The 21,506-nt window shown below is 66.2% G+C and carries 24 protein-coding genes; 12 read left to right on the forward strand and 12 right to left on the reverse strand.

Going from position 1 to position 21,506, the window contains the following annotated elements; genetic code table 11:
• Nucleotides 1-35 precede the first annotated feature (35 nt).
• A complete protein-coding gene (locus VHO04_RS03575; RefSeq protein WP_329627033.1) occupies nucleotides 36-269 on the forward strand; it encodes a hypothetical protein in 234 nt (77 codons plus the stop codon).
• Here the strand turns inward: VHO04_RS03575 and VHO04_RS03580 are convergent.
• The gene (locus VHO04_RS03580) at nucleotides 253-675 is read right to left on the reverse strand and encodes a hypothetical protein (protein WP_329627034.1); all 423 of its coding nucleotides are present in this window, start codon (nucleotides 673-675) and stop codon (nucleotides 253-255) included. The two genes, VHO04_RS03575 and VHO04_RS03580, sit on opposite strands and share 17 nt — an antisense overlap.
• Nucleotides 676-684: 9 nt before the next feature.
• Here VHO04_RS03580 and VHO04_RS03585 point away from each other — a divergent pair, with 9 nt between their 5' ends.
• Nucleotides 685-1,809, forward strand: a complete 1,125-nt coding sequence (locus VHO04_RS03585) for a serine hydrolase (RefSeq protein ID WP_329627035.1) — start codon at nucleotides 685-687, stop codon at nucleotides 1,807-1,809.
• Nucleotides 1,810-1,965: 156 nt separating this feature from the next.
• Here the strand turns inward: VHO04_RS03585 and VHO04_RS03590 are convergent, their stop codons facing one another.
• Together VHO04_RS03590 and pdxH are read right to left on the reverse strand one after the other, a co-directional pair.
• Entirely contained in the window at nucleotides 1,966-2,784 is an 819-nt protein-coding gene (locus VHO04_RS03590; protein WP_329627036.1) for a PhzF family phenazine biosynthesis protein, read from the reverse strand.
• Nucleotides 2,781-3,359 (reverse strand): pyridoxamine 5'-phosphate oxidase, encoded by a 579-nt coding sequence (gene pdxH / locus VHO04_RS03595; protein ID WP_329627037.1) that lies wholly within the window; start codon nucleotides 3,357-3,359, stop codon nucleotides 2,781-2,783. The genes VHO04_RS03590 and pdxH overlap by 4 nt, the downstream gene beginning before the upstream one ends.
• A gap of 228 nt (nucleotides 3,360-3,587) precedes the next feature.
• Between pdxH and VHO04_RS03600 the strand changes: the two genes are divergently transcribed.
• From VHO04_RS03600 to VHO04_RS03635, 8 genes are all read left to right on the forward strand, one after another.
• Nucleotides 3,588-4,520 carry a DnaJ C-terminal domain-containing protein gene (locus tag VHO04_RS03600; RefSeq protein WP_329627038.1) on the forward strand — a complete coding sequence of 311 codons (933 nt, stop codon included), beginning with the start codon at nucleotides 3,588-3,590 and terminating at the stop codon, nucleotides 4,518-4,520.
• A 3-nt stretch (nucleotides 4,521-4,523) separates the two neighbouring features.
• On the forward strand, nucleotides 4,524-5,606 hold the full coding sequence (locus tag VHO04_RS03605) for a YihY/virulence factor BrkB family protein (RefSeq protein WP_329627039.1): 1,083 nt from the start codon (nucleotides 4,524-4,526) through the stop codon (nucleotides 5,604-5,606).
• Nucleotides 5,603-6,430 carry an SDR family oxidoreductase gene (locus VHO04_RS03610; RefSeq protein ID WP_329627040.1) on the forward strand — a complete coding sequence of 276 codons (828 nt, stop codon included), beginning with the start codon at nucleotides 5,603-5,605 and terminating at the stop codon, nucleotides 6,428-6,430. The genes VHO04_RS03605 and VHO04_RS03610 overlap by 4 nt, the downstream gene beginning before the upstream one ends.
• Complete coding sequence (locus VHO04_RS03615) at nucleotides 6,423-6,953, forward strand: N-acetyltransferase (protein ID WP_329627041.1); 531 nt, start codon at nucleotides 6,423-6,425, stop codon at nucleotides 6,951-6,953. Before VHO04_RS03610 ends, VHO04_RS03615 begins: the two co-directional genes overlap by 8 nt.
• A gap of 41 nt (nucleotides 6,954-6,994) precedes the next feature.
• Complete coding sequence (locus VHO04_RS03620; RefSeq protein ID WP_329627042.1) at nucleotides 6,995-7,369, forward strand: VOC family protein; 375 nt, start codon at nucleotides 6,995-6,997, stop codon at nucleotides 7,367-7,369.
• Nucleotides 7,366-8,442 carry a chorismate synthase gene (aroC, locus tag VHO04_RS03625; protein WP_329627043.1) on the forward strand — a complete coding sequence of 359 codons (1,077 nt, stop codon included), beginning with the start codon at nucleotides 7,366-7,368 and terminating at the stop codon, nucleotides 8,440-8,442. The genes VHO04_RS03620 and aroC overlap by 4 nt, the downstream gene beginning before the upstream one ends.
• A 3-nt stretch (nucleotides 8,443-8,445) precedes the next feature.
• Nucleotides 8,446-10,230: an SLC13 family permease gene (locus VHO04_RS03630; RefSeq protein WP_329627044.1), complete on the forward strand. Its 1,785-nt coding sequence runs from the start codon at nucleotides 8,446-8,448 to the stop codon at nucleotides 10,228-10,230.
• Between the two features lie 72 nt (nucleotides 10,231-10,302).
• Nucleotides 10,303-11,655, forward strand: a complete 1,353-nt coding sequence (locus tag VHO04_RS03635) for a dicarboxylate/amino acid:cation symporter (RefSeq protein ID WP_329627045.1) — start codon at nucleotides 10,303-10,305, stop codon at nucleotides 11,653-11,655.
• Nucleotides 11,656-11,667: 12 nt separating this feature from the next.
• Here the strand turns inward: VHO04_RS03635 and VHO04_RS03640 are convergent, their stop codons facing one another.
• Nucleotides 11,668-12,447, reverse strand: a complete 780-nt coding sequence (locus VHO04_RS03640) for a hypothetical protein (RefSeq protein WP_329627046.1) — start codon at nucleotides 12,445-12,447, stop codon at nucleotides 11,668-11,670.
• A 174-nt stretch (nucleotides 12,448-12,621) separates the two neighbouring features.
• Between VHO04_RS03640 and VHO04_RS03645 the strand changes: the two genes are divergently transcribed.
• Together VHO04_RS03645 and VHO04_RS03650 are read left to right on the forward strand one after the other, a co-directional pair.
• On the forward strand, nucleotides 12,622-14,013 hold the full coding sequence (locus VHO04_RS03645) for a cytochrome P450 (RefSeq protein WP_329627047.1): 1,392 nt from the start codon (nucleotides 12,622-12,624) through the stop codon (nucleotides 14,011-14,013).
• 44 nt (nucleotides 14,014-14,057) lie between these two features.
• On the forward strand, nucleotides 14,058-14,774 hold the full coding sequence (locus tag VHO04_RS03650; protein ID WP_329627048.1) for an extensin family protein: 717 nt from the start codon (nucleotides 14,058-14,060) through the stop codon (nucleotides 14,772-14,774).
• 182 nt (nucleotides 14,775-14,956) lie between these two features.
• Here the strand turns inward: VHO04_RS03650 and VHO04_RS03655 are convergent, their stop codons facing one another.
• The 8 genes from VHO04_RS03655 to VHO04_RS03690 all read right to left on the reverse strand — a co-directional run bounded on the left by VHO04_RS03655 (nucleotide 14,957) and on the right by VHO04_RS03690 (nucleotide 21,163).
• The gene (locus tag VHO04_RS03655; protein WP_329627049.1) at nucleotides 14,957-15,319 is read right to left on the reverse strand and encodes an iron-sulfur cluster assembly accessory protein; all 363 of its coding nucleotides are present in this window, start codon (nucleotides 15,317-15,319) and stop codon (nucleotides 14,957-14,959) included.
• 92 nt (nucleotides 15,320-15,411) lie between these two features.
• Nucleotides 15,412-15,882 (reverse strand): SUF system Fe-S cluster assembly protein, encoded by a 471-nt coding sequence (locus VHO04_RS03660; protein ID WP_297662862.1) that lies wholly within the window; start codon nucleotides 15,880-15,882, stop codon nucleotides 15,412-15,414.
• A complete protein-coding gene (locus VHO04_RS03665) occupies nucleotides 15,879-17,024 on the reverse strand; it encodes a cysteine desulfurase (RefSeq protein ID WP_329627050.1) in 1,146 nt (381 codons plus the stop codon). Before VHO04_RS03665 ends, VHO04_RS03660 begins: the two co-directional genes overlap by 4 nt.
• Nucleotides 17,025-17,179: 155 nt before the next feature.
• Nucleotides 17,180-17,908, reverse strand: coding sequence for a SufD family Fe-S cluster assembly protein (locus tag VHO04_RS03670; RefSeq protein WP_329627051.1), 729 nt, complete (start codon nucleotides 17,906-17,908; stop codon nucleotides 17,180-17,182).
• Between the two features lie 151 nt (nucleotides 17,909-18,059).
• Nucleotides 18,060-18,899 (reverse strand): Fe-S cluster assembly ATPase SufC, encoded by an 840-nt coding sequence (gene sufC / locus VHO04_RS03675; protein ID WP_329627052.1) that lies wholly within the window; start codon nucleotides 18,897-18,899, stop codon nucleotides 18,060-18,062.
• Nucleotides 18,886-19,170, reverse strand: coding sequence for a hypothetical protein (locus VHO04_RS03680; RefSeq protein WP_329627053.1), 285 nt, complete (start codon nucleotides 19,168-19,170; stop codon nucleotides 18,886-18,888). The genes sufC and VHO04_RS03680 overlap by 14 nt, the downstream gene beginning before the upstream one ends.
• Nucleotides 19,170-20,657: a Fe-S cluster assembly protein SufB gene (gene sufB, locus VHO04_RS03685; protein ID WP_329627054.1), complete on the reverse strand. Its 1,488-nt coding sequence runs from the start codon at nucleotides 20,655-20,657 to the stop codon at nucleotides 19,170-19,172. Before sufB ends, VHO04_RS03680 begins: the two co-directional genes overlap by 1 nt.
• Nucleotides 20,654-21,163, reverse strand: a complete 510-nt coding sequence (locus VHO04_RS03690) for an Rrf2 family transcriptional regulator (protein WP_329627178.1) — start codon at nucleotides 21,161-21,163, stop codon at nucleotides 20,654-20,656. Before VHO04_RS03690 ends, sufB begins: the two co-directional genes overlap by 4 nt.
• Nucleotides 21,164-21,506 lie beyond the last annotated feature (343 nt).

Raw genomic sequence — 21,506 nt, forward strand, 5'->3', positions numbered from 1 at the left:
GGAAGGGGGACCAGCCCATGCCGCATAGTGTCATCATGTTGATCGCAGGCCTCGCGCTGCTGATCGTGCTGCGTCTTCTCGTCCGCGACAAGGCGCGGGCGACATGGGCCTTTCTGTTCCTATGGCTTATCATTTCGCTGGGCAATCTGCTCGTCGGCGTGCTGTCGGCGGGCTATGGCTGGGCCGAGGAAGCGGCCGTCTGGCTGTTCGTCTTCGGCGTACCCGTCGCGCTTGCCCTGACGGCCGCGCGCCTCAGTTCGCGGGATTGATCAGGCAGCCGCTCGCCCCGGCATAGCGGGCGCTGCGCGACGCGAGCAGCGGTACGCTGCCGGTGATGGTCCTGGTCGCCGCATCCTCGCTCAGCGATACCATCTCCATGCCGGGCTCGAAATCGCTCTGGCAGCTTTCGAGGCTGCGCTTCTCGACATAGCGGCACGAGCAGCCGACCCGTGCGGCATAGGCCGACCCCAGTTCGGCCTGCGCCTTGAACGAGGGGAGCTTCCAGACGAGGAACAGCGCAAACAGGACCGCGAAACCAAGGGCCCACGGCAGACAGCCACTCTGTTTGCCATCGCGCCGCTTGCGGCCGCGCAGGTGTGGCGGCACCTCTGGCGGCGGCGTCTCGCCGGGCCGCTGGTCGGCCGTTGCCGTTTCGGGCGGGTTGGTGTTACTCACGGGGTCGCCATGATCACGAAAAAAGCCATGCTGGCAAGTGCCGCGCTGTTGCTGCTCGGCGGCTGGTCGCTCGCCGGGGCGGCGGGGCAGTCCGGTACCCCGATCGGCGAGGCCCGGCCGGTCGACGCCTCGCCCGCGCTTCCCGCGCTCGATCCGACGATCCGCGCCAAGGCCGACGCGCTGTTCACCGATGCTGACGATGTCGGCGAAACGCGCGCGCTGCTTGTGCTGCGCGACGGCGATCCGGTCTACGAACGCTATGGACATGGCTTCGACCGCAACTCGAAGCTGATAAGCTGGTCGATGGCGAAAAGCATCACCGCGGTGCTCATCGGCTTCCTCGTCGCCGACGGGCAATTATCGCTCGATGCCCCGGCACCGGTCGCGGCGTGGCAGCGGACCGGCGATCCGCGCGGTGCGATCACGCTGCGCCACCTGCTGCACATGGCCTCGGGGCTCGAGCATGTCGAAACGGGCGACCCGGTGTGGAAGGGCGATACGGTCGAGATGCTGTTCGGCGGCGGCGCGGGCGATATGGCCGCCTTTGCCGAAGCCAAGCCCGCGGCCGCCAAACCGGGCGAGATATTCAACTACAGTTCGGCGACCAGCGTCATTCTTGCCGACATATTGGCGGACACGCTGACCCCCTCGCAAAATCCCGAAGCGCGGCGCGACGCCGTGCGCGACTTCATCCAGGGGCGGCTGGTCGAACCGCTCGGCATGACCAGCCTGACCCCCGAGTTCGATGCCAAAGGCACGATGATCGGCGGCTCGATCATGCACGCCACCGCGCGCGACTATGCGAAGTTCGGCGAGTTCCTGCGCAACCATGGCGTCGCGGGTGGCCAGCGGCTGCTTCCCGAGACGTGGATGCGCTTCATGCTGACCCCGTCGGAGGATGATCCGGGCTATGGCGGCCATATCTGGCTCAACCGCCGCCGTCCGCAGGGCGCCGATGTCGCGCTATGGCCCGACCGCGGTCCGAACGACCTGTTCGCCTGCATCGGCCATCAGGGGCAATATATCATCGTCTCGCCGTCGCAGCGGGTGACGATCGTGCGGCTGGGGATCACCAAGGACGATCAGTTTCCGGCGCTCAGGCGGCATCTGGCGGATTTGACGGCGGCGCTTTGAGTTATGCTTCGGGATGGCCATTTGTGACCGTTTCCCGTCATCCCCGCGAAGGCGGGGATCCCGCTTGGCTACGATGAAGGAAAGCTGGATCCCCGCCTTCGCGGGGATGACGAAAGTAGGAAACGACCGTCCACTCTCCACTCGAAGGCCGACTCGCTACAGCAGAAATTCTCCCACCAGCGTCGTCACGCAGCGCCCCGTCAGTTCGACCCTGTCGCCGATCAGCCGACACCCCACATGCCCGCCGCGCATGCTGGCCTGATAAGCCGCAAAGGCGTCGCGGCCGAGGCGGGTGGTCCAATAGGGTGTCAGCACGCTGTGTGCCGATCCGGTGACCGGATCCTCGGGAATGCCGGCGCCGGGGGCGAAGGCGCGGCTGACGACGTCGGCGCCCGACGGATCGCCCGCACCGGGCGCAGTCGCGATATAGAGGATGTCGCCCCCGGACAGCAGGGCGAGATCTGGCGTCAGCGCGCGGACCTCCTCGGCGCTGTGATAGACGATCAGCGCATAGCCGCCGTCGTGCCACAGCGTCTCGACGACGTCGCCGCCCATTGCGCGCGCAATGTCGGGCAGCGGCTTGGCGCCGGCGCGATAGGCGGGCAGTTCCATGCGATAGCCTTCGTCGTCGCCGTTCCGCGCGACCTGCAATATGCCGGCCTTGCGGGTGCGGAAGCGCATCTCGTTCCGCCATTGGGCGGCCGAGAGCAGCACATGCCCGCTCGCCAGCGTCGCATGGCCGCAAAGCGCGACCTCAATCGCCGGGGTGAACCAGCGCAGCTCATAATCGGCCTCGCCGCTCTCATCGGGGACGAGGAAGGCGGTTTCGGCGAGATTATTCTCCGCTGCCATCGCCTGCAGCACCTCGTCGCTCAGCCATTCCTCGAGCGGCATTACCGCCGCCGGATTGCCGGTGAACGGCCGGTCGGCGAAGGCGTCGACGCGGGTGACCGGAAAGGAACGCAGCGCGGTCATGGATAGAGAAGCCCTTTCGTCCAGCCGTCGTCGCCCCGCACATAGAGATTGCGCTCGTGCAGGCGATGTTCGCGGTCCTGCCAATATTCGATCCGCTCGGGCGTGACGCGCCAGCCTGACCAGCGCGGCGGGCGCGGGACGTCCTGCCCCGCGAAGCGCGCCTGCATTTCGGCGAAGCGCGCTTCGAAGGTCGCACGGTCGTCCAGCGGGCGCGACTGATCGCTCGCCCAGGCGCCGAGCTGGCTGTCGCGGCTGCGCGTCGCGAAATAGGCGTCGGCGACGCTGTCCTCGACCGGCGCGACCGGCCCCTCGATACGGATCTGGCGGCGCAGCGATTTCCAGTGAAAGAGCAATGCGACCTGCGGGTTCGCGGCGAGTTCGCCGCCCTTGCGGCTGTCGAGATTGGTATAGAAGATAAAGCCGTCCGGGCCATGCCCCTTGAGCAGCACCATGCGCACCGAGGGGCGGCCATCGGGCGTCGCGGTCGCGAGCGCCATCGCGTTGCCGTCATTGGGTTCGCTCGCGCGCGCTTCGGCGAGCCAGGCGTCGAACAGGGGAAAGGGATCGGTCGTCATGCGCGCGGTCATAATGCGGCGCGCGGCGATGGTCGAGCGAAAGACATGCTTTCCTTCTTCGTCACCCCGGACTTGATCCGGGGTCCCGCTTCTCGCCGTTTCGGAGCGGGACCCCGGATCAAGTCCGGGGTGACGAGGGAAGTAGACTTGACCGTCTCGAATACCCGCACCACATCGCGCGCTCATCAGGCCTTCACGGCCAGTCACTTATCGGGCTACAGAAGACAGATGGCAGATCCCTATTCCACCCTCGGCGTCGCGAAAAGCGCGAGCGAAGCGGAGATCAAGTCCGCTTACCGCAAGCTCGCCAAGGAACTGCATCCCGACCGCAACAAGGACAAGCCGAACGCGGCGGAGAAATTCTCCGACGTCACCAAGGCTTATGACCTGCTGTCCGACAAGACGAAGCGCGCGCAGTTCGACCGCGGCGAGATCGACGCCGACGGCAATCCCGCCATGCCCTTCGGCTTCGGCGGCGGAGGCGGCGGTTTCCGCGGCGACCCGCGCGGGCAGCCACAGGGCGGCTTTGGCGGCGACGGCGCCGATTTCGGCGATATTTTCGAGGGGCTGTTCGGCGGACGCGGCGGCGGTGGCGGCGGGCCGTTCGGCTTCGGCGGCGGCCGCCACGCGCCGCCGCCCGCGAAGGGCGCGAACGTCGCCTATCGCCTGTCGGTGTCCTTCGTCGACGCGGCGACGCAGGCAATGCAGCGCATCACCCTCGCTGACGGCAAGACGATCGACCTCAAACTCCCCGCCGGGGTCGAGACCGGCACCCAGATGCGCCTCGCGGGCAAGGGGCAGCCCGGCGCCGCGGGGCCGGGCGACGGCATCGTCACGATCAGCGTCGGCGACCATCCTTTCTACGAGCGCGACGGCGACAATATCCGGCTCGACCTGCCGATCACGCTGAACGAGGCGGTCAAGGGGGCGAAGATCAAGGTGCCCACCGTCGACGGCCCGGTGATGCTGTCGATCCCCGCCGGCTCGACCTCGGGCAAGGTGATGCGGCTCAAGGGCAAGGGGTTCAGCCGCAAGGGCGGCAGTCGCGGCGATCAACTCGTGCGGCTGATGGTCGATATCCCCAAGGAGGATGCCGAGCTTGCCAAGCTGGTCGAGGCCTGGACCGACGGCCGCGCCGTGCGGGCGGACCTCGGCGTGTGATGCGTGGCTGAGCCGGGCGAGAAAAAAGTGGCGGCCGCGCTCGAACGCGAAGTGGCCGCCGAGGTCGATCAGCTCTTCCTGGCCGAAGGCCATTCGCCGCATTCGCCCGAAGCGCGTGCCGAACGCGCGAAGCGCGTCAAATTGCGTGCGCGGGCGCAGGGCGTCCTCGAACGCGGGCGCGAGACGCTGGGGCCGGGAACGCGCGTTTTCCGGGTGATGCGCCGGGTGCTTGTCGGCACCTATACCGACGGCTTCATCCACGCGGGCAACCTTGCCTATCTCGCGCTGATCGCGCTGTTCCCCTTCTTCATCCTCGTCGCCGCCGTCGTCAGCCTGCTCGGCGGCAGCGCGGGGGGCGAGGCGGCGATCGAGGCGGTGTTCTCGGTCATGCCGCCGACCGTCGCCAAGGCGCTGGCGGGACCGATTCGCGAGGTGATGGGCGCGCGCACTGGCATTTTCCTGTGGCTCGGCGCGATCGTCGCGTTGTGGACCGTCGGCAGCTTCATCGAGACGATGCGCGACATATTGCGCCGCGCTTATGGCACCCATTTCTCGCGCGGATTCTTCCACTATCGCCTGCTGTCGATCGGCATCATCACCGGCGCGGTCGTGCTGATGATCCTGTCGTTCAGCATGCAGGTGCTGATCGTCGGTATCGAGCAATTTGTGACGCGCGTGCTGCCCTCCGCCTATCAGGCGGCGGGAACGGTCGCGCTGTCGCGCATCGTGTCGGCGGCGGGATTGTTTCTCGCCATCTACATGCTCTTCTATTCGCTCACTCCGTCGAAATACCGCCGCCTCAAATGCCCCAAATGGCCGGGCGCGCTGTTCACCACGCTCTGGTGGGTCGCGGTCACGCTTGCGCTGCCGCCGCTGCTCGCCAGCCTGATGAGCTATGACGCGACCTATGGCAGCCTGGCCGGGGTGATGGTCGCGCTGTTCTTTTTCTATCTCGTCGGATTGGGTATGGTGATCGGTGCCGAACTCAACGCCGCACTCGTCGAGGTTGAGGATTTGGGACACGACGCTATTGGGCGCGTGGACGACATCATTGTCGAAGAGAAAAAGGCCGGAGAAACGGAATGACGGGTCTGATGAAGGGCAAGCGCGGGCTGATCATGGGCCTTGCGAACGACAAGTCGCTCGCCTGGGGAATCGCGAAGGCGCTCCACGCGCACGGCGCCGAACTCGCGATCAGCTATCAGGGCGAGGTGATGGAAAAGCGGGTGAAGCCGCTCGCCGACCAGCTTGGCTGCGATTTCCTGATCGATTGCGATGTTGCCGACATGGACAATCTCGACGCGGCCTTCGCGACGCTCGGCGCGCGTTGGCCGACGATCGATTTCGTCGTCCACGCGATCGGCTATACCAACAAGGAGGCGCTGCGCGGCCATTATGCCGACGTGACGCTCGACGATTTCCTGATGACGATGAACATCAGCGTCTACAGCTTCACCGCGGTCGCCAAGCGCGCCGCGGCGATGATGACGCCCTTCGACCCCGAAACGGGCGCGGGCGGCGGATCGCTGCTGACATTGAGCTATTACGGCGCCGAGAAGGTGATCCCGCACTACAACGTCATGGGCGTCGCCAAATCGGCGCTGGAAACCAGCGTCAAATATCTCGCCAACGACTACGGCCCGCAGGGAGTGCGCGTGAACGCGATCTCGGCCGGGCCGATCAAGACGCTGGCCGCAAGCGGCATCGGCGATTTCCGCCTAATCCTCAAGTGGAACGAGCATAATGCCCCGCTGCGCCGCAACGTCACGATCGACGATGTCGGCGGCTCGGCGCTCTATCTGCTCAGCGACCTTGCGTCGGGCGTCACCGGCGAAACGCATCATGTCGACGCGGGCTATCACACCGTCGGGATGAAGCAGGAAGACGCGCCGGACATCGCGCTTGCCTGACGGCCTCGTCATCCGCGCCGCCACGGCGGCGGATGCCGATGCCATCGACGGGGTCGTCCGCGCCGCCTTTGCCGGAACCGGCTTCGGCCATCAGGGCGAGGCAGAACTGGTGCGTATGCTGGAGGCCGATGGCGATGGGCTCGTTTCGCTCGTCGCCGAGATTGCGGGCGTTGTCGTCGGGCATGTCCTGTTCAGCCGGATGGACGTCGAAGCCGATGGCGCGGCGCTGTCGGCGGCCGGGCTCGCGCCGGTCGCGGTCTCGCCCGAACGGCAAGGGCAGGGCATTGGCGGCGCGCTGATTCGCGCCGGGCTCGATGCGTTGCGCGTGCGTGGGATCGCAATGAGTTTCGTTCTCGGCGATGCCGCTTATTATCCGCGCTTCGGCTATTTGCCCGAGCTTGCGGCGCGATTCGCGTCGCCGTTCGCCGGGCCGCATCTGATGGCGCAGATGCTCGATCCCGAAGCGGACTGGCCCCGCGGCGGCCGCGCGGACTATGCCCCCGCCTTTGGCCGGCTCGGCTGACAAGGGTTGAATTTCGGCGTATTTCCCGCCATCGCGCGGGCATGGACCCTGCGCTCGCCATCGATCATGTGCAGATCGCCATCCCGGTTGGGGGCGAAGCGGAGGCGCGCAGCTTTTACGGCGACCTGCTCGGCCTGACCGAACTGCCCAAGCCCGCCGATATGGCGGCGCGCGGGGGCTGCTGGTTCGCGGTCGGCGCGCGTCAGTTGCATCTGGGCGTCGAGGCCGATTTCCGCCCCGCCAAAAAGGCGCATGTCGCGCTGTCGACCGACGCGCTCGACGCGCTGCGCGCGCGGGTCGAGGCGGGCGGCCACAAGGCGAAGGATGACAGCCCGGTCGATGGGCGTTACCGCTTTTTTACCGAAGACCCCTTCGGCAACCGGATCGAGTTCATGGACAGGACGCCGCGCGCATGAGTTTCAACAGCTTCGGACGCGTGTTTCGGTTCACGACCTGGGGGGAGAGCCACGGACCCGCGCTCGGCGCGGTGGTCGACGGCTGTCCGCCGCGGCTGTCGCTGTCGGAGGGCGACCTCCAGCCCTATCTCGACAAGCGGCGCCCCGGCCAGTCGCGCCATACGACGCAGCGGCAGGAACCCGACCAGGCACGCATCCTGTCGGGGGTGTTCGAGGGCAAGACGACGGGCACCCCGATCAGCCTGATGATCGAGAATGTCGACCAAAGATCGAAGGATTATGGCGAAATCGCGCAGGCCTATCGCCCCGGCCACGCCGATTATGCCTATGACGCCAAATATGGCATCCGCGACTATCGCGGCGGTGGCCGGTCGAGCGCGCGCGAGACGGCGGCGCGCGTCGCCGCGGGCGGCGTCGCGCGGCTGGTGATCCCCGAGGTGCAGATTCATGCCTGGGTGGCGGAGATCGGCGGCGATGCGATCGATCCCGAAAATTTCGATCTCGAGGAAATCGACCGCAACCCCTTTTTCTGCCCCGATCCGGCCGCGGCGCAGCGCTGGGAGGGAATGATGGACGCCGCGCGCAAGGCGGGCAGTTCGCTGGGCGCGGTCGTCGAATGCGCGGCGAGCGGCGTTCCGGCGGGCTGGGGCGCGCCGGTTTATGCCAAGCTCGACAGCGACCTTGCCGCCGCGATGATGGGGATCAACGCGGTCAAGGGCGTCGAGATCGGCGCCGGTTTTGAGGCCGCGCGCCTGCGCGGCGAGGAGAATGCCGACGCGATGCGCCCCGCGAGCGACGGCAGCAACCACCCCGATTTCCTGTCGAACAATGCCGGTGGCATCGCGGGTGGCATTTCGACCGGGCAGCCGGTTGTCGTCCGCGTCGCGTTCAAGCCGACGAGCTCGATCCTAACCCCCGTGCCGACGATCAACCGCGCGGGCGAGGCGGCCGACATTGTCACCAAGGGCCGCCACGACCCCTGCGTCGGCATCCGCGGCGCGCCGGTGGTCGAAGCGATGATGGCGCTCGTCCTCGCCGACCATAAATTGCTCCACCGCGCGCAGAACGGCTGACATATGATCGAGGCGCTGCGATCCTTCATCGAAGCGCATCAAGCGGTCCTGTCGTTGGTGATCCTGGCGGCGATGTTCGTCGGCTTTCTGATGGAACGTCTTCCCGCGACGGTGATCGCGATTCTCGGCGCCTGCACCTATCTCGCGCTCGGCATCCTCGATGCCCAGGCGGCCTATTCGGTGTTTTCGAACTCGGCGCCGATCGTCATCGGCGCGATGTTCGTGCTGTCGGGCGCGCTGATCCGCACCGGGGTGATCCAGCGCGTCGCCGATGCGATCATGGCGCGCGCCGAAAAGCATCCGCGCCTTGCGATCGTCGAGGTGCTGCTCGGCGCGCTCGCCGCCTCGGCATTCCTTAACAACACGCCGGTCGTCGTCGTGCTGCTGCCGATCATGATGAAACTGTCCGAAGTCACGGGGGTCAGCGCGAAGAAGCTGTTGATGCCGCTGTCGATCGCGGCGGTGCTCGGCGGCACGCTGACGCTCATCGGCACATCGACCAACCTTGTCGTCGACGGCATCGTCCGGCAGGCCGGAATGCCGCGTTTCGGCATTTTCGAGATCACCCCGATCGGCCTCGTCACCGCCGCGTCGGGGATGATCGCGCTCGGGCTGATGTGGTGGCTGCTGCCTTCGGACAAGCCGATCGCGGGCGCCGCCGGGACGCACGATGCGCATCAATATCTGACCGAACTGGTGCTCGGTGACGACGACGATCTGGTCGGCATGACGGTCGAGGCGTTTCGCGACCTGCCGCGGTCGGGCCGCGTCATCGGCGTGCGCCGCGCTTCGGCCGTCGTCCACGGCGCCGAACTCGATCACTGGACGCTTGCCGCCGGCGACCGGCTGATCGTTCGGGTCGATGGCGCGACGCTGGTGACCTGGCGCGAACAGGGGCGCTTCCTGCTGGGAATCGGCAACGGCGAGCCGTCCGCGAGCGACATGGTCGTCGAAACGATGATCGCTCCCACGCATCCGTCGATCGGGCAGCGGCTCGCCGATATTCCCTTTCTGCAAAAGATCCGCGCGCGCATCATCGGCCTCGACCGGCCGCTGCACGAGGCCGGTCCCGACCTCGCGAGCGTCCGCATCCGTCCCGCCGACCGGCTGCTCGTCACCGGCGGCCCGCGCGAGGTCGAGGCGCTGCGCGACAATCCCGGCCTGATCGGCGCCGACCTTGCCAAGACGCGGGCCTTCCGGCGCGGCAAGGCGTGGATCGCGATACTATGCATGGCGGGGGTCGTCAGCCTCGCGGCGCTCGACGTGATGCCGATCGGCGTCGCCGCGATCATCGCCATCGGCGTCATTCTCGTCACCCGCTGCATCGACAGCGACGAGGCGTGGGGAACGATCGACGGCGACGTGCTGATCCTCATCTTCGCGATGCTCGCGGTCGGCGTCGCGCTCGAAAACAGCGGCGCGGTCGCGATGATGGTCGGCTGGGTCGAGCCGTCGCTCGCCAGTGCGCCCCTCTGGGTGCTTGTCTTCGGCATTTATTTCTTTGCGCTGATCCTCTCCGAACTGCTCAGCAACAATGCGGTCGCGGCGCTGATGACCCCGGTGACGCTCGCGATCGCGGCCGAACTCGGCGTCGACCCGCGGCCGCTGGTGATAGCACTGATGATCGGTGCGTCGGCCTGTTTCGCGACGCCGATCGGCTATCAGACCAACACGATCGTCTATGCCGCCGGCGATTATCGCTTCGTCGATTTCGTCAGGATCGGCGTGCCGCTGAACATCATCACCGGCGTATCGACCTGTCTGGCGATCGTGTTTTTCCTGACCTGAGATTGCCCGCGGCCAGTCAGCCTGTTACCCCCGCCCGATAGCAACCGCATCGGCGGGACAGGGGAGTATTGGATGGCGCGTCGCCTTACGGTTTTCATCTTGATCGGCATGGTTTTGGGCATCGTCGTCGGATTCGCGGTGCGAAGCTTCGTGCCCGCCGACAGCCAGGCCTATGAATATTGGCTGCGCGGTTTCGGCACGCTCGCCACCATCTTCCTCAACCTGATCAAGATGCTCGTCGCGCCGTTGATCCTCGGCACGCTCATCGCGGGTATCGCGCATATGGGCGACAGTTCGGCGCTGGGCCGCATCGGCACCCGCGCGCTCGCCTGGTTCATTCTCGCCAGCCTGGTTTCGATCAGCCTCGGCCTCGTCATGGTCAATCTGCTCGAACCCGGCGCGGGACTCCATCTGGCGGTCGGCGCGCATTCGACCGCCGAGGTGGGCGAGGTCAAGAAGCTCGACCTGTTCGAGTTCATCGAGCATATCTTTCCCAAGAACGTCGTGCAGGCGATGGCGGAGAATAATGTCCTCCAGATCCTGGTCTTCGCGTTGTTCGCGGGGATCGGCCTGACCGCGATCGGGGAGAAGGGCAAGCCGCTCGTGCGCGGCGCCGAGGCGCTGGCCGAGCTGATGCTCCAGATCACCGGCTATGTGATGCTCCTTGCGCCGCTCGCGGTGTTCGGGGCGCTGGCGAAGGTCGTCGCGCAATATGGCCTCGCCATCCTCGGCACCTATGCGGAACTGCTGACCGAATTCTACATCGCGCTGGTGCTGCTCTGGACGCTGCTCCTCGGCGCCGGGGCGATCTTTCTGCGCACGCGCATCTTCTCGCTCATCCGCTATGTCCGCGAGCCGTTGCTGATCGCTTTCTCGACCGCCTCGTCGGAGGCGGCGATGCCCAAGCTGTTCGAGCAGCTCGACCGCTTCGGCGTGCCGCGCCGCATCTCGGGCTTCGTGCTGCCCTTGGGTTACAGCTTCAATCTCGACGGATCGATGATGTATGCCAGCTTCGCGACGATCTTCATCGCGCAGGCCTATGACATCGAGCTGTCGATCACGACGCAGATCCTGATCCTGCTGACGCTGATGGTGTCGTCGAAGGGGATTGCCGCGGTGCCGCGCGCCAGCCTGGTCGTCATCACCGCGACGCTGGCGATGTTCGATCTGCCGGTCGAAGGGGTCGCGCTCGTCTTTGCGATCGACCATTTCCTCGACATGGGGCGCACCGCGACCAATGTCGTCGGCAACGCGGTCGCGACCAGCGTCATCACCAAATGGGAAGGGATGCTGGAGGTCGAGGAGCCGGTCGATGCCGAGCGCCCGCACGCGCCCGCGCACACCGTGCATCGCGGCGCGCGGGGGCTCGATCTGGCCGAGGATATGGTGACCGACGAGCGAAAGCAGCCGCCCGCCGATCGTTGATTATGTCGGCGGTTATTGCGGCCGTTCGTGACGGCTGTCCGGCCGCCTGGGGGGTGTTGCCCGTCGCGGTGTCGCCGGAGCGGCCGGGCGTGCGACGGGCGCGGCCGGCCTTGCCGCGGAGGGCCGTGCTGCGGGCGGCGTCGCCGGTGCGGGGGCCGTAGCCTGCGGGCGGCGCGGGCCGTTCGCGCCCGGCGACCAGTTGCGCGGGGGGCGCGCGTCACCATGGCCACCCGGTCGCGGCTGGTAAGGACGCGCGGCACCGGGGCCGCGATCGGGGCGGTTCGGATTGACGGCGGTCGGCGGCTTGGCGTGCGAACCGTCGCGATCGCCGTGATTCCAGCCGCCGGGGCGGCCGGGCTTGCCGTCATGGCCTCCCTGACCGGGTCTCGGCGTCCAGTGGCCGCCGTTCGGGCGATCCTTGTGATGCTTCCACCAGGCGCGGCGGCCGCCCCAATAGTTCAGATACTGGCCGCGCAGCGGATAGCGGTTGTGATAGCTGTCGAAGAGCCACATGCCGTAGCCCGGATAATAATAATCGTCGTACCAGCCGCCGCCGAAGCCGATCTGCGCGAAGCCGCCGCTGTAATCGGCGGCGTCGTAGCAGTCATAGCCATAGCCGTCGTCATAGGCATAGCCGTCGCTGTCGTAATAATCGGCGCCATAGCGCGACGCGCAGTCGCCGCCCGAAGCATAGCTGCTGCCGTAGACGTCGCCATAATAGCAGCCGCCGAGCGTTGTCGTCGCGAGCGCGCCGAGCGCGATGGAGAGAGAGCGCCTGAAATTCTGAGGCATGGTCTTGTCCTTTGGAGGGTCAACGGATGCGACCCGTCATCTTGAGTGCCAGATTGCGCGAGTCGAGTTGAATTTGCGGTGAATGGAGAGCGCGGGCCGACACGGCGTTACTTGCATTGATGTCAGTAGTTCGATAGCCTCCGGCCGATTGCAACGATGGACGAGGTCTTGCGCATGAATGCCCCCGCGAAATTGACATGGTCGGAAAGCCGGTTCGGGCCCGACACGGCGCATTGGCTGCCGCGCGGCCCCGAGAGCCTGCTCGACCATATTCCGGGCGAGGACGGCCTACCGGTGATTGGCAACACGCTCGAACAATTGCGCGACTATCCGGGCTTCGCGCGGCGGATGGTCGCCAAATACGGCCGCGTCTATCGCAACAACAGCTTCGGCGGGCGTAGCGTCGCGCTGCATGGGCCCGAAGCGAACGAACTCATCATGTTCGACCGCGACAAGATATTCTCGTCCGAACAGGGCTGGGGGCCGGTGCTCAACCTGCTCTTTCCGCGCGGGCTGATGCTGATGGATTTCGAGAAGCATCGCGCCGACCGCAAGGTGCTGTCGATCGCCTTCAAGCCCGAACCGATGCGCCATTATGCCGATTCGCTGAACGAGGGGATTCGCGACCGCGTCGCCGCGTGGAGCGGCAAGTCGTTCCAATTCTATCCCGCGATCAAGGAACTGACGCTCGACCTTGCCGCGACCAGCTTTCTCGGCATCCCGTGGGGGCCGGAAGCCGACAGGGTCAACAAGGCGTTCGTTGACATGGTGCAGGCATCGATCGGCGTCGTCCGCCGCCCGCTGCCTTTCACCGCGATGGGGCGCGGCGCGAAGGGGCGCGCCTTTCTGGTCGATTATTTCGGCAAGATGGTGCCCGAGCGGCGCGAAGGCGCGGGTGAGGATATCTTCAGCCAGATCTGCCGCGCGAGGGACGACGACGGCGAATATCTGCCGGTCGACGCGATCGTCGATCATATGAATTTCCTGATGATGGCAGCGCACGATACGATCACCAGCTCGGTCACGACGATGGTATGGCAGCTCGCCAAGCACCCCGAATGGCAGGACCGGCTGCGCGAGGAGATGCTGAGCGTCGCGCCCGCGGGCGAGGGGGTCGGGCACAACGGCCTTGGCGAGCTCGAAATGACCGAATGGGCGTTCAAGGAATCGCTGCGCCTCGTGCCGCCGGTGCCGACCTTCCCGCGCCGCGCGCTCAAGGATTTCGAGTTCGGCGGCTACCGCATCCCTGCTGGCACCAGTGTCGGGGTGAGCCCCGCCTTCACCCACATGATGGAGGAGCATTGGCCCGACCCCGAAACGTTCGACCCGATGCGCTTCGCGCCCGAGCCGACGCGCGAGCGGCACAAATATGCCTGGGTTCCCTTCGGCGGCGGCGCGCATATGTGCCTGGGGCTGCACTTCGCCTATATGCAGGCGAAGATCTTCTTCCACCATGTCGTGACGACGCATCGGATCGTCGTGCGCGACGGCTATGCGCCCGAATGGCAGATGCTGCCGATCCCGCGTCCGAAGGACGGGCTCACGGTGACGTTCGAGCCGCTCTGACGTGCTGTCTTGTGCGGCGGCTTTCCGGGCGCCATCTGGGGCACATGACAGGCCTGCGCCCCTATCTGATCTGGTTCGCCGTCGCTGTGCTGCTGACGCTCGGCGCGATTTCGGCGATCGGGTGGGCGAAGAAGCATCCCGAGCATTTTCCCGGCGCGCGCTTCGAGCTCGACCAGCCGCGGGGCTGGGCGACGCATCGCAAGCTGCTGCGGCTTGCCGCCGACGATGCCGCCTGTTTCGCGGCGTTCGACCGCGCCAAGGCGGGCTATCTGCGGCGCCCGGTGGTGGGGCAGGGGATATGCCGCGCCAGCCAGCGGATGATATTGACCGGCGACCGGCTGGTGCCGACGATGCGCCCCGCGAATGCGGCGCCGGGCTGCGCGGTCACCGCGGCGATGGCGCTCTGGACGCGCGATGTCGTGCAGCCGGCGGCGCGGAAATATTTCGGGCAGCGGGTCGTCGCGCTCGAAAATCTCGGCAGCTATAATTGCCGCAAGATCGCGGGACAGAGCGCGCAGAGCGAGCATTCGACCGCCAATGCGATCGACATCTCCGCCTTCATCCTCGCCGACGGCACGCGCGTCTCGTTGCTGAACGACTGGAAGGACGAGGATGTGCGGAGCGAGTTCCTGCACGCGGTGCGCGACGGGTCGTGCGGGCTGTTCAGCACGGTGCTGTCGCCCGACCACAATGCCGCGCACGCCAGCCATTTCCACCTCGACCTGGCGGCACGGCCGCTGGGGTGGACGGTGTGCCGTTAGACCCCGAGGGCTTTAGCTTGAACCGTTCGTGTCGAGCCCTTCGACTGCCTTGGCAGGCGCTCAGGATAAACTTCGGCCAAAGGCCGAAGTCGAGACGCCCATCGGTGTCGCGCAAGGCCGATGGGTGTCTCGACTTCGCTCGACACGAACGGAAACCGGAGTCGATTTGAAGCAATCTGACCCTAGACCGTGAAGCTCTCGCCGCAGCCGCAGGCGCCCTTGGCGTTGGGGTTCTGGAAGACGAAGCCCGCGGCGAAATCATCCTCGACCCAGTCCATGACGCTGCCGATCAGATAGAGCACCGACGCGCCGTCGATGTAGAAGGGGCCGCCCGGCGTCTCGATCTTCTCGTCGAACTTCGCTTCCTCGGTCACATAATCGACCGAATAGGCGAGGCCGGAACAGCCGCGCCGCGGGGTCGACAGCTTGACCCCGATCGCGCCCTCGGGTGCCGATGCCATCAGCGCGGCGACGCGCGCCTCGGCGTTCGGGGTCAGCGTTACCGCGGCGGGGCGGGTGCGGGTCTTGGTGTCGGTCATCGTCATCTCCCCCCTCCGGCTTGCAGGAGGGGTCGGGGGTGGGTTCGTGCAATATAGGGATGGTTCGTGCCTGCGCCCACCCCCGATCGCGCCTGCGATCACAGCATCCCGAGTTCGAGCCGTGCCTCGTCGCTCATATTCTGCGGCGACCAGGGCGGATCCCACACCAGATTGACCTCGGCATCGCCCACGCCAGGCACCGCGCCGACGCGCAGTTCGACCTCGCCCGGCATCGATTCGGCGACCGGGCAATGCGGGGTGGTCAGCGTCATGGTGATCAGCACATGCCCCTCGTCGATCTCGACATTGTAGATGAGGCCGAGGTCATAGATATTCACTGGGATTTCCGGATCGTAGATGTCCTTGAGCGCATTGATGACGGCTTCGTAGAGATCGCCGCCGACCGCATTCGGATCGTCGGCCGCCGGCTTGGCGGCGAGGAAGCCTTCCAGATAGTCGCGTTTGCGCTCCAGCTTTGCAGCAGCCGGCTCGGCGTCCTCGACGCGCGCCTTGGGCGGCGCCTCGACGCTTTCCACTTCCTCGATCCTGATCGTCCGCTCGTCGCTCATCCGAAAATCCTTTCGACGCGGGCGAGACCGTCGATCAGCGCCGCCACATCGTCGTCGTTGCTGTAAAGTCCAAAGCTGGCGCGCGCCGTCGCCGGCACGCCGAGATGCGCCATCAGCGGCTGCGCGCAATGATGCCCGGCGCGGATCGCGACCCCGCTTTCGTCGAGGATCGTGCCGATGTCGTGCGGATGGACCCCCGCCATCGCGAAGCTGACGATCCCGGCGCTGTCCTCGGGGCCGAACAGGGTGATGCTGTTCCGCCGCGCAAGCTGTTCGCGCAACGAGCCGACCAGCGCGCATTCATGCGCATGAATCGCCTCGACGCCCAGTCCCGCAACATAATCGGCCGCTGCGGCGAGCCCCAGCGCTTCGACGATCGCCGGGGTGCCGGCCTCGAAGCGGGTGGGGGCAGGGGCGTAGGTCGTCTTCTCGAACGTCACGCGGTCGATCATCGACCCGCCGCCCTGCCACGGCGCCAGCGCGTCGAGCTTGTCGCTCCACAACACGCCGATGCCGGTGGGGCCGTAAAGCTTGTGCCCCGAAAAGACATAATAGTCGCAGGCGAGTGCGGCGACATCGACCGGCAGCCGCGGCACCGCCTGGCAGCCGTCGATCAGCAGCTCGGCGCCGACGCGGTGCGCGAGTGCCGCCGCGCGCGCGACGTCGAGCGGGCTGCCGAGCACGTTCGAGACATGGGCAAAGGCGACCATCGTGTGATCGGGGGTCAGCAGCGTCTCCGCCGCGTCCAGATCGATGCGGCCATCCGCCGTCAGCGGGCAGACGTCGATCTCCCAGCCCGCGAGCTGCCACGGCACGATATTGCTGTGATGTTCGAGGGTCGAGAGCAGCACGCGGCCTTTGCGGGGATGCGAATAGGCGACGAGGTTGATCGCCTCGGTCGCGCCGCGCACGAACGTCACCTGCTCCTCGGTCCCGCCGATGAACGCCGCGATCCGCCGCCGCGCCGCCTCATAGGCGAGCGTCATGTCGGCCGACCGCGCATAGACGCCGCGGTGGACGGTCGCATAATCGCGCCCCATCGCCAGCGTGCAGGCATCGATCACCGCCTGCGGCTTCTGCGCCGTCGCCGCGGTGTCGAGATAATGCCAGCCGGGGGTGAGACCGGGGAACTCGGCCCTCAAATCCTCCCCGGAACGGGGAGGGGGACCATCCGCAGGATGGTGGAGGGGCACGGGCGGTTTGCGCGACCTATCGGCGGAGCGCTCACCCGAGGGTGCCCCTCCACCAGCTTCGCTGGTCCCCCTCCCCGTTCCGGGGAGGATCTTCGCGTCGCTGCTCACACCAATTCCCCCAATTTCGCCAGCGCCAGTTCCTGCAACCGCGCCTCGTCCTCCGCCCCGTCGAACACGCCGGCGACGAACGCCTGCAGCAAGATCTTCTTCGCCTCGGCGGGCGGCATCCCGCGCGACTGGAGGTAGAAGAGCGCTTCCGCATCGAGCTCGCCGATCGCGCAGCCGTGCGCGCATTTGACGTCGTCGGCGAAGATTTCGAGTTCGGGCTTGGCGTTGGCGGTCGCGCTGCGCGTCAGCAGCATCGCCTTTACATCCTGCGCGCTGTCGGTCGCCTGCGCATCGCGCGCAACCGCGACCTTGCCGAGATAGGTGCCCGTCGCGGTTCCCGCCAGCACCGACCGCACCACCTGCCGCGAGGTCGCGCCGGGCTCGGTGTGGGTGACGGTGGTGACGATCTCGAGCGTTTGCTCCCGCCCGCCGATCTGCACCGCGCCGAGCGTGAAATCGGCGCCCTCATGGAGGGTGACCTCGAGTTCGATGCGCCCATAGGCGCCGCCGATGTTGAGAACATGCAGTTTGGCAACCGCACCCTTACCAAGGGTGAGCTCTATTTGCCGGATCGCGCCCGCGTCCTGCACGATCGCGCGCGCAAAACTGCCGCCCGCGGGCACCATGATGCTCTCGGGTGCCGGCAGCGGCCAGAGGCGCGCCAGCGCCTCCATATCGCTATACCGCCACGCCTCATCACGGCGCGTGGGGAGGGGCGCCGTCATCGGATCCTCCCCCATAGGGGGAGGGGGACCACCCGAAGGGTGGTGGAGGGGCACAGGAGGTCGGACGCGGCGCTCGACTGCGCGTGCCCCTCCACCATGCTTCGCATGGTCCCCCTCCCCGTTCCGGGGAGGATCGTGCGGCGCGTCACTCTCACGCCACCACCTCCGCATAGCCATGCGCTTCGAGTTCGCGCGCCAGCTCCGGCCCGCCCGACTTGACGATGCGGCCGGCGGCGAGGACGTGGACGAAATCGGGCTGCACATAGTCGAGCAGGCGCTGATAATGGGTGATCAGCAGCACCGCCTTGTCGGGGCGCCGCATGATCGCATTGATCCCGTCGCCGACGATACGCAGCGCGTCGATGTCGAGGCCTGAGTCCGTCTCATCGAGGATCGCGAGCTTCGGGTCGAGGATGCCCATCTGCACCATCTCGTTGCGCTTCTTCTCGCCGCCCGAAAAGCCGACGTTCACCGGGCGCTTGAGCATATCCATGTCGAGCTTGAGCAGCCCCGCCTTCTCGCGCGCGAGCTTGAGGAAATCGCCGCCCGACAGCGGCTCCTCACCGCGCGCCTTGCGCTGGGCGTTGAGGCTTTCGCGCAGGAACTGGACGTTCGAGACGCCGGGAATTTCGACCGGATATTGGAAGCCGAGGAACAGCCCCGCCGCGGCGCGCTCGTGCGGGTCGAGGGCGAGGAGGTCCAAATCCCCCTCCCGCTTGCGGGAGGGGTTAGGGGAGGGCATGTCGAGATCGGACGATGCCGAAACAGACCCTCCCCCGACCCCTCCCGCAAGCGGGAGGGGAGAAAAGGTCACCGACCCCTCGGTCACTTCATACCCCGGCCGGCCGCCCAGCACATAGGCCAGCGTCGACTTACCCGCGCCGTTCGGCCCCATGATCGCATGAATCTCGCCCGCATTGATGCTGAGCGACAGCCCCTTCAGGATCGGCTTGTCGGCGACGGTGGCGTGGAGGTTTTCAATCTTGAGCATGTTGGCCTTCAAGGGTGTTTGAGAAGTGCGTGATCCCAACTGCCTCTGCGAGGCACATAATAGCGACTGTACCAAATATCAGGGTCACGCCGATGAGTTGGATATTCCAAAACCAGAAGAAGATCGGATACTTCTCACGTGTCGTCTGGCCCGAGCCCATTCCAGGTTCGGACGAAGCTAAAATTGAGCCGGTTTCGATTCTTCGCTTCGCAACGAAGGCAAACAAAACCGCAAAGAGGCCGCAGACGACGGAGGCAATCATTCCATCCATCACCCCACGCTCCCCTCAAGCGAAATCCCCAGCAGCTTCTGCGCCTCGACCGCAAACTCCATCGGCAATTGCTGCAGCACTTCCTTCGCGAAACCGTTGACGATCAGCGCCACGGCTTCTTCCTGCGACAGCCCGCGCTGCATCGCGTAGAAGAGCTGGTCGTCGCTGATCTTGCTCGTCGTCGCTTCATGCTCGACCTGCGCGCTCGGATTGCGGACCTCGATGTAGGGCACCGTATGCGCCCCGCAGCGGTCGCCGAGCAGCAGGCTGTCGCACTGGGTGAAGTTGCGCACGCCCTCGGCATTGGGCGCGACGCGCACCAGGCCGCGGTAGCTGTTGTTCGACTGGCCCGCGCTGATGCCCTTCGACACGATGGTCGAGCGGGTGCGCTTGCCGTTGTGGATCATCTTGGTGCCGGTGTCGGCCTGCTGGAAATTGTTGGTGACGGCGACCGAATAGAATTCGCCGACGCTGTCGTCGCCGTTGAGGACGCAGCTCGGATATTTCCAGGTGATCGCGCTGCCGGTTTCGACCTGCGTCCACGACACTTTCGACCGCGCGCCCTGGCACAGCGCGCGCTTGGTGACGAAATTATAGATGCCACCGAGGCCCTCGGCATTGCCGGGATACCAGTTCTGGACGGTCGAATATTTGATCTCGGCATCGTCGAGCGCGACCAGTTCGACCACCGCGGCGTGAAGCTGGTTCTCGTCGCGCATCGGCGCGGTGCAACCCTCGAGGTAGGAGACGTAGGCGCCCTTGTCGGCGATGATCAGCGTCCGCTCGAACTGCCCCGTATTCTCGGCATTGATGCGGAAATAGGTGGAAAGCTCCATCGGGCAGCGCACCCCCTCGGGCACATAGACGAAGGTGCCGTCCGAAAAGACCGCGCAGTTGAGCGTCGCGAAATAATTGTCGTGCATCGGCACGACCTTGCCGAGCCACTTCTTCACCAGATCGGGATATTCGCGGATCGCTTCGCTGATCGAGAGGAAGATCACCCCCGCGCGCTTCAATTCCTCGCGGAAGGTCGTCGCGACGCTGACGCTGTCGAACACCGCGTCGACCGCGACCTTGCGCGCGCCCTCGACCCCGGCGAGCACCTTTTGCTCCTCGATCGGGATGCCGAGCTTTTTATAAACTTCCAAAATTTCGGGATCGACCTCGTCGAGGCTCGCCAGCTTCGGCTTCGCCTTGGGCGCTGCGTAATAATAGGCGTCCTGATAGTCGATCGGCGGAACGTCGAGCTTCGCCCAGTCGGGCGTCTCCATCGTCAGCCAGTGGCGAAACGCCTTCAGCCGCCAGTCGAGCATCCATTCGGGCTCGTTCTTCTTGGCGCTGATGAAACGGACGATATCCTCGTTCAGCCCTTTCGGCGCGAAGTCGGTTTCGATCGCCGACGACCAGCCATGTTCATAATCGGCGACCTTCGCCGCGGCATCGTGCGCGGCCTGGTCCTTGACGGGGAGGGTGGGGTTGTCGGTCATGCTTCTATCCTCCCCTCCCGCTTGCGGGAGGGGTTGGGGGAGGGAGTGTCGGCGGAAGCGGGGGTGGCAACAGGCCCTCCCCAAACCCCTCCCGCAAGCGGGAGGGGTTTAACGAGGCTCGCCAGGCTGATGCCCGCCAGCGCCGCGCGCACCGCGCCGTTGACGACGCCGAGGTGCGGCTGGACCTGGCAGCTTCCTTCGAAGCCGCAGTCGTGGCGCCCCTCGTCACAGCAGGCGGTCAGCGCGATCGGGCCTTCGACCGCCTCGATGATCTCGGCGACGTTGATCGCCGCCGCGGGCCGCGCGAGCCGCACGCCGCCGCCGCTGCCGCGCGAGGCGACGAGCAGCCCGGCGCGCGCGAGGCCGCTCACCAGCTTTTGCGCGGTCGGCCCCGGAATCCCGGTCTGCTCGGCGAGCAGCGCGGCGTGCAGCGGCACCGATCCGCACTGGCGCGCGGCGGCGCTCATCAGCACCACGGCATAATCGGCAAGGTTCGACAGGCGCACGAAATCCTCGTTGGAATTGCGAATGATTCTTAACTGGAGCAAATTACTCCACTTATATAGGCGAGGGTTGCGCGCGGCGCAAGCAAGCCGTGGTTGGGCGGGGTAAAGAGGGGAATGGGTGTAAGCCGACCGTTCCAGCTTCGTCATCCCGGACTTGATCCGGGATCCATTTCCGCAGTGCTGAGAGAATGGATCCCGGATCAAGTCCGGGATGACGGTAGGAAGAGCGGGCCGGAGGCGACAAAAGATGGCACCCGCCCGGCCGAGACCGAGCGAGTGCCGAGATGAAGGTCTCAGTCCTCGTCAGAGGAAGAGCTCTTCTGGGTCGCAAGGTCCGATTATG

It is taken from the genome of Sphingopyxis sp. (genome assembly GCF_036261875.1).
GTDB lineage: Bacteria > Pseudomonadota > Alphaproteobacteria > Sphingomonadales > Sphingomonadaceae > Sphingopyxis.

Coding starts and splice junctions, on each gene's coding strand:
- VHO04_RS03575 (WP_329627033.1), top strand. CDS start 36: ATGTTGATCGCAGGCCTCGCGCTGCTGATCGTGCTGCGTCTTCTCGTC.
- VHO04_RS03585 (WP_329627035.1), top strand. CDS start 685: ATGATCACGAAAAAAGCCATGCTGGCAAGTGCCGCGCTGTTGCTGCTC.
- VHO04_RS03590 (WP_329627036.1), bottom strand. CDS start 2,784: ATGACCGCGCTGCGTTCCTTTCCGGTCACCCGCGTCGACGCCTTCGCC.
- pdxH (WP_329627037.1), bottom strand. CDS start 3,359: ATGACGACCGATCCCTTTCCCCTGTTCGACGCCTGGCTCGCCGAAGCG.
- VHO04_RS03600 (WP_329627038.1), top strand. CDS start 3,588: ATGGCAGATCCCTATTCCACCCTCGGCGTCGCGAAAAGCGCGAGCGAA.
- VHO04_RS03610 (WP_329627040.1), top strand. CDS start 5,603: ATGACGGGTCTGATGAAGGGCAAGCGCGGGCTGATCATGGGCCTTGCG.
- VHO04_RS03620 (WP_329627042.1), top strand. CDS start 6,995: ATGGACCCTGCGCTCGCCATCGATCATGTGCAGATCGCCATCCCGGTT.
- aroC (WP_329627043.1), top strand. CDS start 7,366: ATGAGTTTCAACAGCTTCGGACGCGTGTTTCGGTTCACGACCTGGGGG.
- VHO04_RS03630 (WP_329627044.1), top strand. CDS start 8,446: ATGATCGAGGCGCTGCGATCCTTCATCGAAGCGCATCAAGCGGTCCTG.
- VHO04_RS03635 (WP_329627045.1), top strand. CDS start 10,303: ATGGCGCGTCGCCTTACGGTTTTCATCTTGATCGGCATGGTTTTGGGC.
- VHO04_RS03640 (WP_329627046.1), bottom strand. CDS start 12,447: ATGCCTCAGAATTTCAGGCGCTCTCTCTCCATCGCGCTCGGCGCGCTC.
- VHO04_RS03645 (WP_329627047.1), top strand. CDS start 12,622: ATGAATGCCCCCGCGAAATTGACATGGTCGGAAAGCCGGTTCGGGCCC.
- VHO04_RS03650 (WP_329627048.1), top strand. CDS start 14,058: ATGACAGGCCTGCGCCCCTATCTGATCTGGTTCGCCGTCGCTGTGCTG.
- VHO04_RS03655 (WP_329627049.1), bottom strand. CDS start 15,319: ATGACGATGACCGACACCAAGACCCGCACCCGCCCCGCCGCGGTAACG.
- VHO04_RS03660 (WP_297662862.1), bottom strand. CDS start 15,882: ATGAGCGACGAGCGGACGATCAGGATCGAGGAAGTGGAAAGCGTCGAG.
- VHO04_RS03670 (WP_329627051.1), bottom strand. CDS start 17,908: ATGACGGCGCCCCTCCCCACGCGCCGTGATGAGGCGTGGCGGTATAGC.
- sufC (WP_329627052.1), bottom strand. CDS start 18,899: ATGCTCAAGATTGAAAACCTCCACGCCACCGTCGCCGACAAGCCGATC.
- VHO04_RS03680 (WP_329627053.1), bottom strand. CDS start 19,170: ATGGATGGAATGATTGCCTCCGTCGTCTGCGGCCTCTTTGCGGTTTTG.
- sufB (WP_329627054.1), bottom strand. CDS start 20,657: ATGACCGACAACCCCACCCTCCCCGTCAAGGACCAGGCCGCGCACGAT.